This is a genomic window from Planococcus sp. YIM B11945 (assembly GCF_050864155.1).
GTDB lineage: Bacteria > Bacillota > Bacilli > Bacillales_A > Planococcaceae > Planococcus.
In genome coordinates this window covers 40,127-52,555 of sequence record NZ_JBOZWR010000004.1, presented here as the reverse complement: position 1 = coordinate 52,555, position 12,429 = coordinate 40,127, and the positions used below count along the sequence as shown (strand labels likewise).

General features: G+C 46.0%; 14 protein-coding genes and 1 riboswitch. Of the genes, 8 read left to right on the top strand and 6 right to left on the bottom strand.

What is annotated here, in order from left to right:
• Window positions 1–17: 17 nt before the first annotated feature.
• A riboswitch (SAM riboswitch) is annotated at window positions 18–130 on the top strand.
• Between the two features lie 102 nt (window positions 131–232).
• The 4 genes from ACRRQV_RS08225 (at window position 233) to ACRRQV_RS08210 (ending at window position 3,820) form a co-directional block, all read left to right on the top strand.
• Window positions 233–1,522: an O-acetylhomoserine aminocarboxypropyltransferase/cysteine synthase family protein gene (locus tag ACRRQV_RS08225; RefSeq protein ID WP_432529608.1), complete on the top strand. Its 1,290-nt coding sequence runs from the start codon at window positions 233–235 to the stop codon at window positions 1,520–1,522.
• Between the two features lie 11 nt (window positions 1,523–1,533).
• The gene (gene metX / locus ACRRQV_RS08220) at window positions 1,534–2,547 is read left to right on the top strand and encodes a homoserine O-acetyltransferase MetX (RefSeq protein WP_432529606.1); all 1,014 of its coding nucleotides are present in this window, start codon (window positions 1,534–1,536) and stop codon (window positions 2,545–2,547) included.
• A 214-nt stretch (window positions 2,548–2,761) separates the two neighbouring features.
• Window positions 2,762–2,989 (top strand): hypothetical protein, encoded by a 228-nt coding sequence (locus ACRRQV_RS08215; RefSeq protein WP_432529604.1) that lies wholly within the window; start codon window positions 2,762–2,764, stop codon window positions 2,987–2,989.
• Between the two features lie 138 nt (window positions 2,990–3,127).
• Window positions 3,128–3,820, top strand: a complete 693-nt coding sequence (locus ACRRQV_RS08210) for a DUF4309 domain-containing protein (RefSeq protein WP_432529602.1) — start codon at window positions 3,128–3,130, stop codon at window positions 3,818–3,820.
• Between the two features lie 42 nt (window positions 3,821–3,862).
• On the opposite strand, the gene ACRRQV_RS08205 is transcribed toward ACRRQV_RS08210, so the two are convergent.
• Entirely contained in the window at window positions 3,863–4,093 is a 231-nt protein-coding gene (locus ACRRQV_RS08205) for a helix-turn-helix domain-containing protein (protein ID WP_432529600.1), read from the bottom strand.
• Window positions 4,094–4,207: 114 nt separating this feature from the next.
• Between ACRRQV_RS08205 and ACRRQV_RS08200 the strand changes: the two genes are divergently transcribed.
• The 4 genes from ACRRQV_RS08200 (at window position 4,208) to ACRRQV_RS08185 (ending at window position 8,137) form a co-directional block, all read left to right on the top strand.
• On the top strand, window positions 4,208–5,074 hold the full coding sequence (locus ACRRQV_RS08200; RefSeq protein WP_432529598.1) for an EamA family transporter: 867 nt from the start codon (window positions 4,208–4,210) through the stop codon (window positions 5,072–5,074).
• A 79-nt stretch (window positions 5,075–5,153) separates the two neighbouring features.
• The gene (locus ACRRQV_RS08195; RefSeq protein ID WP_432529596.1) at window positions 5,154–5,846 is read left to right on the top strand and encodes a response regulator transcription factor; all 693 of its coding nucleotides are present in this window, start codon (window positions 5,154–5,156) and stop codon (window positions 5,844–5,846) included.
• Window positions 5,824–5,985, top strand: a complete 162-nt coding sequence (locus ACRRQV_RS08190) for a hypothetical protein (protein WP_432529594.1) — start codon at window positions 5,824–5,826, stop codon at window positions 5,983–5,985. Before ACRRQV_RS08195 ends, ACRRQV_RS08190 begins: the two co-directional genes overlap by 23 nt.
• A 1-nt stretch (window position 5,986) precedes the next feature.
• Complete coding sequence (locus ACRRQV_RS08185; protein WP_432529592.1) at window positions 5,987–8,137, top strand: histidine kinase dimerization/phospho-acceptor domain-containing protein; 2,151 nt, start codon at window positions 5,987–5,989, stop codon at window positions 8,135–8,137.
• Between the two features lie 789 nt (window positions 8,138–8,926).
• Here ACRRQV_RS08185 and ACRRQV_RS08180 read toward each other — a convergent pair.
• From ACRRQV_RS08180 to ACRRQV_RS08160, 5 genes are all read right to left on the bottom strand, one after another.
• Window positions 8,927–9,562, bottom strand: coding sequence for a response regulator transcription factor (locus ACRRQV_RS08180; RefSeq protein ID WP_432529590.1), 636 nt, complete (start codon window positions 9,560–9,562; stop codon window positions 8,927–8,929).
• The gene (locus tag ACRRQV_RS08175; protein ID WP_432529588.1) at window positions 9,537–10,583 is read right to left on the bottom strand and encodes a sensor histidine kinase; all 1,047 of its coding nucleotides are present in this window, start codon (window positions 10,581–10,583) and stop codon (window positions 9,537–9,539) included. Before ACRRQV_RS08175 ends, ACRRQV_RS08180 begins: the two co-directional genes overlap by 26 nt.
• On the bottom strand, window positions 10,580–11,278 hold the full coding sequence (gene liaF / locus ACRRQV_RS08170) for a cell wall-active antibiotics response protein LiaF (RefSeq protein WP_432529586.1): 699 nt from the start codon (window positions 11,276–11,278) through the stop codon (window positions 10,580–10,582). The genes ACRRQV_RS08175 and liaF overlap by 4 nt, the downstream gene beginning before the upstream one ends.
• A 66-nt stretch (window positions 11,279–11,344) precedes the next feature.
• On the bottom strand, window positions 11,345–11,983 hold the full coding sequence (locus ACRRQV_RS08165; RefSeq protein WP_432529584.1) for a PspA/IM30 family protein: 639 nt from the start codon (window positions 11,981–11,983) through the stop codon (window positions 11,345–11,347).
• Between the two features lie 11 nt (window positions 11,984–11,994).
• Complete coding sequence (locus ACRRQV_RS08160) at window positions 11,995–12,348, bottom strand: ABC transporter permease (protein ID WP_432529582.1); 354 nt, start codon at window positions 12,346–12,348, stop codon at window positions 11,995–11,997.
• Between the last annotated feature and the right edge of the window lie 81 nt (window positions 12,349–12,429).

The following is a 12,429-nucleotide window of genomic DNA, read 5'->3' as shown; positions in this document are numbered from 1 at the left end:
AAAACTAAATCTGAATACTCTTATCAAGAGCGGCGGAGGGAATAGGCCCTGCGATGCCCGGCAACCGGCAAGCGATCAGCTTGAGAAGGTGCTAAATCCTACAGATCCCAAAAGGTCTGGCAGATAAGAGGAGGCAAATCCGTATATAACGGCCCTCTTCTTTGCGAAGAGGGCTTTTTTTGTTCCTCCTCGCCATTATCATCCATCAAACAAACTTTAGGAGGAATTGCCAATGACGAATTTCCAGCCAGAAACGCTTTTATTGCATGGGGGACAGCAGCCGGATCCGGTAACAGGAGCAAGGGGTGTGCCGATTCACAAAACGACTTCTTATGTCTTCAAAAACACGGAGCACGCACAAAACCTGTTTGGCTTGAAAGAAACGGGAAATATCTACTCGCGCATCATGAACCCGACGGTAGATGTGTTTGAACAGCGGGTGGCGCTTTTAGAAGGCGGAACGGCTGCAGTTGCACTGGCTTCAGGGATGGCGGCGATCGCGTTTTCGATTTTGAATATTGCCGAAGCGGGTGACGAAGTAGTCGCGGACAGCAATTTATACGGCGGAACGTATAATTTATTCGCTAATACATTGCCGCGCTACGGCATTACCGTGAAGTTTGTGGATGCGACGGACCCGGAGAACTTCCGGGCGGCAATCACCGATAAAACAAAAGCGGTCTTTGGAGAAATCATCGGCAACCCGAGCTTGAATGTGTTTGATGTGGAAAAAGTGGCGGTGATTGCCCATGAAAATGGCATTCCATTATTGATCGACAATACGTTTGCCTCGCCATTCGGCAGCAATCCGATTGAGTTTGGAGCAGACGTGATCATTCATTCGGCGACAAAATGGATCGGGGGGCATGGCACAACAATCGGTGGAATTGCGGTAGACGCAGGCAAATTTGATTGGAATAGTTCGCGTTTCCCGAACTACACAGAGCCCGACGAAAGCTACCACGGCATCCGGTATGGAATTGATGTGCCAGAAGCAGCGTTCGCTACCAAACTGCGCGTCCAATTGCTTCGGGATTTTGGACCGTCGTTAAGCCCGGAAAGCGCCCATGCATTTTTGCAGGGACTTGAAACACTGCACCTCCGCTTGCCGAAGCACAGCAGCAACGCCCTAAAAGTAGCCGGATTTTTAAAAGAACATCCGCAAGTGGAATGGGTCAACTACATCGGCTTTGAAGACCATCCGTCTCACGGGTTGGCACAAAAGTACTTGAAAGATACCTTCGGTTCAATCGTCAATTTCGGCGTGAAAGGCGGACGGGAAGCAGGGCGGAAAGTTATTGACAGCGTTGCGCTATGGTCGCATGTTGCAAATGTCGGCGACGCCAAATCGTTAATTATCCATCCGGCCTCCACGACGCACCAGCAATTGCAAAAAGAAGAATTGGAGTTGTCCGGCGTGACAGAAGAATTGATCCGTTTATCGGTCGGCTTGGAAAATCCGGATGATTTGATTGCGGACCTTGAGCAGGCGATCAAAGCAGCTGTATTGGAAAACGCATAGGAGGGATTGGAATGGCCGAAGTATCGATCGGATCACTGATTCTCGATTCGAATAAAACCTTGCACGACGTCACGCTCGCTTATGAACGAGTCGGCAAAAAGGATGCGCCGGCCATTCTCGTTTGCCATGCGTTGACTGGAGATCAATATGCAGTGGGGACTATAGAAAATCCGGGATGGTGGAGCGGATTGATCGGTCCCGGGAAAGCAATAGATACGGACATTTTTCAGGTAATCACGTTTAATATTCTGGGAGGATGCAACGGCTCGACCGGCCCGATATCTGTGAATCCGGAAACGGGAACGCCTTACCGGGCGGCTTTTCCCGATTTGACGATCCGCGATATGGTGAGGGCGGAATTTAAAGCTCTTCAAAAGTTAGGCATTCCTCATTTGACAGCGGTGCTTGGCGGTTCGCTCGGCGGCATGAAAACCTTGGAATGGGGCCATTTGTATCCGGACTTCGTTGATGGGATATTTCCGCTGGCAGTGACGCCGGCCTATAGCGATTTCGGCATCGCATTCAACCATATCGGCATCAAAGCGATTGAGTATGACGATGGGTTTAACGAAGGGAACTATGCCGAATCGGCAGAGTTGAAGGGATTGCAGCTTGCACGAATGACCGGGATGGTCACTTATCGAAGCGGCGGCATGTTCAACGGGCGGTTTAAGCGAAGAAGAGATTCGACGCAGTTTGATGTCGAATCGTATTTGACTTATCAAGGGGAAAAGTTGGCTAAACGCTTTGATGCAAACAGTTACGTCACTTTGCTGAAAGCGATGAATACGCACGATGTCAGAAGCGAAAAAATAAAAGTTCCCATCTATTCGTTATCATTTACGCACGATCTGCTTTACCCAAGCGAAGGGATGATTCCTTGGCTGCAGCAGCAGCCAAATGCTTCTTGGGAAATTGTTGAAACCGAGTTCGGCCATGACGGATTTTTAGTGGAATTTGAAAAATGGGGAAGGTTAATTGTGGAGAAACTCAATCAGTTGTCGATTACGCAGCCTATGCATTAGCATAGGCTGTTTTTAGTGGTGGAACTTTAAAAGGTGTAAGACGCAAAAATTAAAGAAATGGTAATAAGCTGGATAAGAAAGAGAAACAAGCAATAAAGAAAAGGTTTTGTTTAAGGAGGGGTAGGATATAAAAAGTGATGAGGGAATAATTAAGCGGAAATGGTTACTGTTGCTCAAAGTGGACTTATTGAATGATTGAGGCGAGGAGCACGTTATGGATAAACAAACAGGTGAGTTCATTCTTGAAAAAGCGAAAAAACACACTTCATTCATTAAAGGCATGTTAAGCAGGATGGGTGAAGCAAAACAAGAGTTGAATGCTCTCAATATTATTGAGCATGAAAACCCGGACAAAATGTTTGAATTGAATTATGAACGTATGATGAAAGAGATTGGCCGTTCGATGGAAAGCCAAAAAAATCATTTTCGCTATCCTGCCTAATTAAGAAAAGCTGGGGTTATTAAAAGAACAATCATCTTCCTAAATAAAGGATGTTGATTGTTTTTTTTGTAACTTAAATACAGTTAAACCGTCTAATGGGGTCATAAAGCAAGATAACACCAAAAGGAAGTGGTTCTCTTGATTAATAAAATTTTTGCAATAAGTACGGTTTCTTTGTTGATTTTTGGTCTGGCGGCATGCAATGATACGCGCGGCAAAGAAGCTGAGCCTTCCCATAAAACTGTCGAAACAACACAAGAACAACCTAAAGAAGAGGAAGAGGAATTTGCAACAGAAGAAGCTGAAGCAGATCCGGCACAAGAAAGCGAAACAAACAGCAATGAAAATACTGAAGCAGCGGATAGCGGAGATGAAATTTCAGCTGAACAAAAAGAAATGGCGATCGAAACGCTGAAAGGCATTGTAAAAGATGCAGAAAACGGCATTGTCTACCGCTTTTCCGATGGCTTTAAAGTAGGGGAAAGCAGCCGCAAAGAAGTATATGCTGCCATTTCCGAACCGGAAGAGCGCTTAGGAGATTATGATTTTTACCACGGTTCGATGGGTCAAGCATCTTATCAAATCGCTTATGACGATCAAGACATCATGAAAGAAGCACGCTACTTCGGAACCAATGTAGAAAGACAAACGAATTTAGGCGGCATTGCTCGGGAAGATATAGTGGAACATGTTGGAAAGCCAGCGGAAGAGCGGGAAATATCTAAGACCGGAGAAACCAATATGATTTATTTTATCGGAGATTACGAAGTGCAGTTTGTTTTAGCGAAAGATGGAACAACCAATCATGTTAATCTTCTGGAAAAAGAATGACGAAAAAAGCAGCCAGGCCGCAATGGCCTTGCTGCTTTTCATTCAATCTTCGTCTTTAATGTCCACATCGTCCGGAATCGGCGTGTTGCGCCATTCTTCAAGTTCTTGCTTCACTTGTTCCATTTGCAGAAAATGCGTTTCAAATTGAGAGGTGTTGATCAAGTACTGTTCACCGTCATGAACTGCACGAATCCGGCCTTCGAGCACGTAACGGGTCACTTGTTCTTCAGGCATCGACAAAAAAGCGGCAGTTTCCGGGACTGTCATATACATGATGATCGCCTCCTCTTTTTCCTTTATTATAATAGATGGAAAGCCCTGCCTCAAACAATTCATTTCATGGTAGAGTGGTCATACATAGATTAAAAAACGTAGAGGTGCATTCGTGTGAATTTTTTGCCTTACATATTGGTTTTGCTTGCAGCGATGCTGTGGGGAACGACAGGTACAGCCCAAACATTTATTGACGGAACAGCGCATTCGTTGGCGATAGGCGCGCTCCGCTTAAGCATCGGCGGATTTTCGCTTTTGGCGTTTGTATTATGGACAAAAGCATTGGATGTCCGGACCATCCCGTGGAAAGCCGCCTGGGCTTCAGCTGCTACAATGGCGCTGTTTCAGCCGCTCTTTTTCTCATCGGTTCAATTGACCGGAATTGCTGTCGGTACAGTAGTTGCAATTGGCAGCGCGCCTGTTTTTTCCGGTCTGCTGGAATGGGCGGTCATGAAGCGAAAGCCGAACCGCGTCTGGACGATTGCCACATTGTGCGCTGTCATTGGCTGCATTTTGCTGTTTGCAAATAAAGAATCGGCAACAGTCGACTCGTTGGGCATTCTTTTGGCGCTTGGCGCCGGCTTATCGTTTGCTGCGTATGCAACTGTCAGCAAAACGGTGCTAGAAGCCATGGAAGCTGTCCCGGCAGTGGCAGTGATTTTTTCGCTGAGCGCACTTTTCCTCTTGCCGACTTTGCTGTTTTTGAACGTATCCTTCTTGGTGGACCCAGCAAATATCACCGTCATTGCCTATTTAGGATTAGCTGCTACAGGGCTTTCGTATATTTTATTTTCAACGGGGCTCAAGCAAATTCCGTCTTCATCAGCCGTTACATTGTCGTTAGCTGAGCCGTTGACCGCTTCGCTTCTTGGTGTATTTATCGTCGGGGAAGTGTTGAGCGGCATTGCTTGGGTGGGCGTGGCCTTATTGCTCGGCGGAATCATTGTGTTGACACTCGGCAAAAGAAAAGCCGTTTCTTAAGAAATTCTTCATACTTTTCCTAAGCTTGGCTTAAGAATTATCTTTTACAATCAATACATAGTCGAAAGAGGTGAAAGAAATGAGCCAATTTACGGTTCTGGTGACTGATGACGATCAAGACATTCGCGACGGCATCGAAATTTACTTGAAAAACGAAGGCTACCGGGTGCTGAAAGCGGCAAACGGGCTAGAAGCCATCGAAATGCTGGAAGCGAACGAAGTCCACGTCATCATTCTGGATATCATGATGCCTAAAATGGATGGCATTTCGGCAACCTTTAAAATCCGGGAACAGCGCAACATTCCGATTATCATGCTCAGCGCGAAAGCGGAGGATTCCGATAAAATCCACGGCTTGTCGGTCGGCGCGGACGACTACGTTACAAAACCGTTTCATCCGATGGAATTAATAGCGAGAGTGAAATCCCAACTTAGACGTTACGTGACGCTCGGCACCTATCAAGAAAAAGCGCAGCGGCTGGAAATCGACGGCCTTGTGCTCGATGCGGATTCAAAAGAAGTGTCTTTGCACGGAGAAACGATCAAGCTGACGCCGATTGAATTTAAAATTACCGAATTGTTGATGGTAAACGCCGGACGCGTTTTCTCAATTCAAGATATTTACGAGCGGGTTTGGAACGAACCGGCGTATAACGCTGAAAACATCGTCGCTGTCCACATTCGGAAAATCCGGGAAAAAATCGAAGCAGATCCGAAAAATCCGCGGTATGTAAAGGTGGTGTGGGGCATTGGCTACAAAATTGAAAAATGACATTTGGTCAGTAGCGGCGGTGATCATTGCGCTGTTCTGCTTGCTTTATTGCAGTTCGTTCATTTGGGAATTTATGCTTTATTCGCCTGCAACGGATTTGCTGGCTTCACTTCGGACAATGACGCAAGGGGATAGTTGAGATGAGGAAATGGCTTAGCCTTTCAGTAATTGCATTGGTGTTGATCGGATTTTTTAGCATGTTGGAGCTGGGATCAGCTTATTTAGGAAAGTCTTATGCGAACACACAGGAGTTTCAAGAACAATTTCATCAATTTAAAAATTATTTACTAATATTGGAACTTGATCCGCCAGGTGAAGAGGCGGCAGCTCCTATCACGTCAGCAAATATCGAAGAATACCGCAATCGCTTTGGCTCATTAGCAGAACAAATCAGAAGCATTCAAGACCAGTACAATGGGGACATTGAAGAAGCTGCAAGTACGGATAATGAAGAACTGCAGAATGCGCTCATTGAAGAGCGCAATAAAAAAATAGCGGCGATTAGAACCAATTTTTCAGATGACGATGTTGTGCGCGAAAAGATTGAGGCCGAACGAAAAGACTCTCTTTCTCGTTTGCTGGTTCAATTGGATAATGAAAAACCGGTATTTTTGAACAGCGAACAATATTTTGCCTATGCACTGACTGATCTTGAAACAGGGAAAACGTATAAAAAAGGAACTCTCCAAAAAAAACCCTATTTTGAAGAAAAGTACAGCTCCAGCAATCCCTTGACGTATTCAGAGAATTATTATTTAAATATTGATTCTGAGGTTCTGGAGAATTACTCAATTTCTGATGGCAGGTTTGCGGGTACGATTCAAGTGAATAAGGCTGGCTTTGCAGGCACTCCTCTTGGCCAAAGCATCGATCAGTTCCATACCGCAAAAACTATTTTATACATTTTGTGGGCAGCAACGATTGCTGGACTCGTTTTATTGTTTACGAGTTTAAAGCCGAACTTGAAATGGTTTGAATTCTTGCCGCTTTATTCGAAATGGCAAAGGTGGTCGATTGAATTCAAGTTTGTGTTTGCTTTTGCGAGTTCGATCTTCGCTTTGGCCGGCAGCAACGCTTTTTTCATTACCATTCAGTTTATGAATTTCATTGAAATTTCGCAGATGCCATTCCAGCTTATATTTACCTTTGTCCAAGCTTTTGCCCTTACGGCAATCAGTGTTTTGCAGATCATTTGGCTCGTTCTTTATTATCGCAAGGAACGGAGAATCATGGAAGATATTCGAGGAAGTTTTGCCTTAAAAAGCTTTCTTGGGGCGCGCCAAGTGTTTTTCAATAAATCGATAGGCATGCAAACCCTTATCCTGCTGGCCGTCATCTTTTTCTGGGGATTCGGGACGTTCTGGATAATTGTTTACCCGCATGTTCTGATTTTATGGATTCCTGCTACATTGTTTATCGGTTTGCCCGTGCTGTTTTTCATGTTGAATCGTTTTGGCTATTTAAATGTGCTAATGCAGGCTACTGAAAACCTCGCAAGCGGCCGGTTAAATGAAGAGCTTCCGATACGCGGCAGATCGCCGCTGGCCAATCATGCGCGCCAGTTGAATTTATTAAAAGAAGGCGTCCGCCAATCAATGTCTGAACAAGCGAAAAGCGAACGGCTGAAAACCGAATTGATTACGAACGTCAGCCACGATCTTCGCACTCCGCTGACATCGATCATCACCTATACGGATTTGATGAAAACACCGGACTTATCAGAAGAAGAACGCTTATCGTACGCAGCGATTCTTGACCGCAAATCGCAGCGCTTGAAAACGCTTATTGAAGATTTGTTTGAAGTGTCGAAAATGGCAAGCGGCAATATGGAACTTCAGCGCACACGCCTCGATTTCACGCAATTAATGGCACAGGCGCTGGCGGAACACGCCGAAGACATTGAAGCATCGGGTCTGGATTTCCGTGTGGCAGCACCAGAGGATTCGTTATACATCCAAGCCGACGGCCAAAAATGGTGGCGCGTATTGGATAATTTGATCTTGAATGCCATTAAATACGCGCTTCCAGGGACACGTGTGTACATCACCTTGAGAGAAGTGGGCGGGCAAGCCGAATTTGTCATTAAAAATGTGACGCGCTATGAGCTCGGGGAAAACACGGATGAACTGTTCGAGCGCTTTAAGCGCGGAGATGCATCACGGCAAACCGAAGGCTCCGGCCTTGGCCTTGCGATTGCACAATCCATTGTCGACTTGCACGGCGGCGCTATGAAGCTTGAAATCGACGGGGATTTGTTTAAGGTGACAGTGTCGATCAATAAAATTGGATGAAAAGAGCCATATGATTGGTTTGGAAAGTAAATTAACGAATTTGGAAAGTATTTAAGTTATTTTGGAAAGTATTTTTCGCTATTTGGAAAGTATTTTGTCCATTTCAGAAAGTAAATCCATTTAACTGGAAAAAAAGGACGGCTCGCAATGAGCTGCCCTTTTTCAGGCTGTCGAGAAAGGTGGAGAAGCTTCTCATTCCGCTTCAGGCGGACGCGTTCCACGGGCGAGCGCCCAGCCGCTTCGTCGCTGCGCTCATGTCTCTGCATCGCTACGCTAGCTTCGAGACATGAAAGAGCGTTGCAGGGTCTCGTCTGTCTCGCATTCCCGCTGGAAAAACCGTTGCTCCTGTCTCTGCACCGCTTCGCTAGCTTCGAGACATGAAAGAGCGTTGCATCGCTTCGCTGCTTCGTCGCAAACAAATTGGTCGAACTCCTTTCGCCCAACTTGCTCGCCGCCTTCCGCTTCATTCGAAGAGAGTGGGTTACTCGAAGTAGTTCCGGAAATAGAAAATAAAGAAGAGTTCACACACCTTAGTTTCCTTACTTGTAGCGGATTTTTTATTGAGAAGTGATTCACTTAAGCTATGGAGCAAACCAGCGGAGACGCCTGCGGCAATAAACCCTCGTGCTCCTGCGCAAGCTCGTCGCAAAGCTATTGACCAAACTTCCTTTGGCCAATAGCTTCGCAGCTGGTTTGCGGAATAGCTACTCTAAAAGAATACTCTTTACCAGTTGAAAAGAGTTTTTCAACAAGCTGAAAAAGGGCGACTCTCAACGAGTCGCCCTTTTATCATTTAGGTGGAGAAACCAGTTTGTGTTGAAAGGCATAAATGACCGCTTGCGTCCGGTCGTGGACTTCAAGTTTAGAAAGCAGGTTGCTGACGTGCGTCTTGACGGTTTTCAAGGCGATGACGAGTTCATCGGCAATTTCCTGGTTTGTGTAGCCTGTTGCCAACAGCAGCAAAATCTCCATTTCGCGTTCCGTCAAATCTTCGTGCAGCACATGGCTGTGGCGCATTTGCTTCATCATTTTACTCATCACTTCGGGTTCGAGGACGGGCGTGCCGTTCATCGTTTCACGAATCGAGTCGGCAATGCGGGAAGCTTTGGAAGTTTTCAATATGTAGCTGACAGCTCCCGCTTTTAGCGCCGGGTAAACTTTATCGTCATCCAAAAAACTTGTGACGATCATGATTTTCGCTTCCGGCCATTGCTGAATGATGGCTTCGGTCGCTTCAGCGCCGTTCATGACGGGCATGACCATGTCCATCAAAATGACATCGGGCCGCAGCTCGAGTGCCATTTCAACGGCTTCCTTGCCGTTAGAAGCCTCGCCGACCACCTCCATGTCGGCTTGGGCCTGCAAATAAGCGGAAACGCCGATACGGACCATCTCGTGGTCATCCACTAATAATATTCGGATCATCGATAACCTTCCTTTCAATTGGAACTTTCACTTCGACAATGGTGCCTTCAGATGGAACGGAAACAATTTTGCTCGTTGCGCCGATTTCTATGGCTCGTTCTTCGATGTGCTTTAAGCCGTAAGAAGTCGATTTGGATTGCTCGCTTTCAAAGCCGACGCCGTTGTCCTGGATGCGTAAAATGGCAAAATCATCGCGTTCAACAAATAAAATATGGACTTCGGTCGCTTTTGAATGGCGCAATGTATTCGACAAGGTTTCTTGGGCAATGCGGAATAGATGGTCTTCCGCTCCTTTTTGAAGCGGGACTTCTTCGAGCTTATGTTCAATTGTGAAATAGACTTTTTCTTTCAGTTCCGACACCAATTCAAACAAGCCTTGTCGCAAGCTTTTATTGTGCAAAGCGGCTGGCCGCAAATGCAAAAGAAGAGCGCGCATTTCGAGCTGGGCTTGCTGCACCATTTTTTCAGTCTGCAACAGTCCTGGCGCCGCGTCTTTGCCTTCGGTCATGGAAGAAAGCAGCATCGAAGCGGCAAACAATTGCTGAGACACCGAATCGTGCAGCTCGCGAGCCAAACGCTGCCGCTCCATAACAAGCCGTTCTTGAATGATTTTGTCTTGCGTCTCCGCGCGTTCATTCGAGATGCGCGCCAAACTTTTGCGCTGGAATTCAAGCAATTTTTGCAGTTTCAAAATAGAAGCCGATAAATTATTCGGCAAGGTTTTCATATGCGCCACTTCAATGACCGTTTGATCTTCGTTTCGCAAAAGTGCTTGAAAGATACGGTCGATGTCTTGCACTTTGGAGCGGGACAGCGATTCAGTCCACCAGGAGATGCCGCTGGATAAGACGATCATAATAACCAATAGCCAAACGCCAAAAGGGAGGCCGGCGACAAAGTTTTCCCAAAGAATCGACCAGCGCTGAACGTTAGGCATTCCGAGAAGCACCAGCAAGATTCCGAAAATAACAGCGGCAAACAAAGCCATGAAAAAGAAACTGCGCGGCAGGATCTGTCTCATCGGCGAATCACCTCGACATCTCCCATCCACGTTGCAATGGATATGATCATTTCGGTTTTATTGTCTTCAGTGTCGGTGTAGCCATCTTCGGTATGGAGGGTGCCATACCAGAGGCGCTGCTTGGCGCCGGTGAAAAACCGCGCGTCTCCAAGAATGGTCGAGTAGTAAATGCGGACGGGCACTTCATAAGGAACGACAATGCGCACTTTTCCAAACCCTTGGCGAATGGAAACCAACGACGTTTTTCGAGGCAAAACCGTCTGCGTCACATCCACCAGCAAATCGCCGATAAAGCCTTGCACGTGAATGTCTTTCCATTCAAATGCTTCGATCGGTGTGCTTTGGGCAGACAAAAACTTGTTCTGGATCAATCCTTTATCAACAGGTTTGTAGATCGGCACTTCTTGCTGCCACTCTTCGCCTTTCCAAAGGCGGACCAATAAGTAAACCGCAAACACGAGAATGAGCATCCGCAAACTCCACATCGATAAAACGGAGATGCCGATTAAAATAAACCCGGTCCAAAAATACGATTTTCGTGTTTTTTTCGCGTTTCGTTGCCCGTAATAAATCAGTCCGATACCAAGAAGAACCAAAAACACGCTGCCATTTTGGAAAAACGCCGCTTCGATAAATATCAATAATAAAGCGCTCAAAATAAAAAACGCTTGTTTGTTTGTTGTAAACTTCTGCATGGCTGTTTTCGCCTCCTTCTTTGTAGCAGAAAAAGAGAGAAGAAGATTTCTTCTCCTCACTTCAGTTTAACCAATTTCGGATTTGTTTGCGCTGTTTTTTTCTAATGCTTCCAAGCGGCGTTCCATGGCTGAACGTTCATAGTCTTCTTCTACTTTTGACCCGAGCGATTTGATGTAAGACGCCATGTCGTCATATGAACCGATGCGTTCTGCAACCAGTTCCGGGCTGAGCACTTTATCCATTTGGTAATGGGCGCGCGTCGCATTTTCTTTGCCCATTAATTGAAGCTGCTTCACTTTCATGTCTTTTACTTTGTGCTTCATTTCTTCGTAGCGGTGCTCCAAGTCAATCAGTTCGGTTTGGTTTTCGCTAATGCTCATTTTTAATTCAGCAACTCGGTTCGAGTAAGCGGCGACTTCCATTTCAGCAAATGCGGTCAAATCTGATTCTCCGGCAGTGTTGGCAAGGTCAAACTGGTTCGAGCGCTTTTCCAGCATTTTTGTCGCTTCCGCCAATTCTTTTTCCAGCTTGGTGGTCAATTGGGCTTGGCGTTCGACCCACTTGCCGGTTGCTTCTGTTTGTTTTTCAGCTTCTGTAATATACTGGTTCAATAAAGCAATCGGGTTTTTTTCCTCCCGTTTTACGAGGACTTTGTCCACGTCGGTTGCTACTGCGAATTTAAAGCGGTCCCATAATGTTGTCATGTGAATTCCTCCTATTTGGTCAGTTTGTTCCATTGGTTTTCAAAGTTCGTGAATGGGTCGTTTGATGCTGCTTTTTCAGAAAAGATGTTTGTGGGTTTATTGTTCCACTGGCGGTAAATCATCCAAAGCACAACGAGTGCTGCGACTCCGAAAAGTGCCGGGACGTTGGAAATAGCGGAGATGGCTCCGACGATTCCGACAAAAGCCCACCATACTTTCTTCGCTGTAGTAAAGCTTTTTAAGTAAAAGTGGACACCCATGTAGATAATCAAACCTGAAACTGCGAGTCCAATCATTGGCCCAACGTTGGACAGTGCGACGATGCCGGCAATGATGCCGAATGTGATCAACCAAAATTTGTTCAAGGTATTTCCTCCTCTCGATTTATAAGTTAATCTTAACAACGGCACGGTTTTCGCAACACGGTCCCTGACTGCATCTTTTAC

What these genes read in the sequence shown, in the direction of transcription:
- ACRRQV_RS08205 (WP_432529600.1), bottom strand. Translation starts at nt 4,093, where the DNA reads ATGTATATGACAGTCCCGGAAACTGCCGCTTTTTTGTCGATGCCTGAA.
- ACRRQV_RS08195 (WP_432529596.1), top strand. Translation starts at nt 5,154, where the DNA reads ATGAGCCAATTTACGGTTCTGGTGACTGATGACGATCAAGACATTCGC.
- ACRRQV_RS08165 (WP_432529584.1), bottom strand. Translation starts at nt 11,983, where the DNA reads ATGACAACATTATGGGACCGCTTTAAATTCGCAGTAGCAACCGACGTG.
- ACRRQV_RS08225 (WP_432529608.1), top strand. Translation starts at nt 233, where the DNA reads ATGACGAATTTCCAGCCAGAAACGCTTTTATTGCATGGGGGACAGCAG.
- ACRRQV_RS08175 (WP_432529588.1), bottom strand. Translation starts at nt 10,583, where the DNA reads ATGAGACAGATCCTGCCGCGCAGTTTCTTTTTCATGGCTTTGTTTGCC.
- ACRRQV_RS08215 (WP_432529604.1), top strand. Translation starts at nt 2,762, where the DNA reads ATGGATAAACAAACAGGTGAGTTCATTCTTGAAAAAGCGAAAAAACAC.
- metX (WP_432529606.1), top strand. Translation starts at nt 1,534, where the DNA reads ATGGCCGAAGTATCGATCGGATCACTGATTCTCGATTCGAATAAAACC.
- liaF (WP_432529586.1), bottom strand. Translation starts at nt 11,278, where the DNA reads ATGCAGAAGTTTACAACAAACAAACAAGCGTTTTTTATTTTGAGCGCT.
- ACRRQV_RS08180 (WP_432529590.1), bottom strand. Translation starts at nt 9,562, where the DNA reads ATGATCCGAATATTATTAGTGGATGACCACGAGATGGTCCGTATCGGC.
- ACRRQV_RS08185 (WP_432529592.1), top strand. Translation starts at nt 5,987, where the DNA reads ATGAGGAAATGGCTTAGCCTTTCAGTAATTGCATTGGTGTTGATCGGA.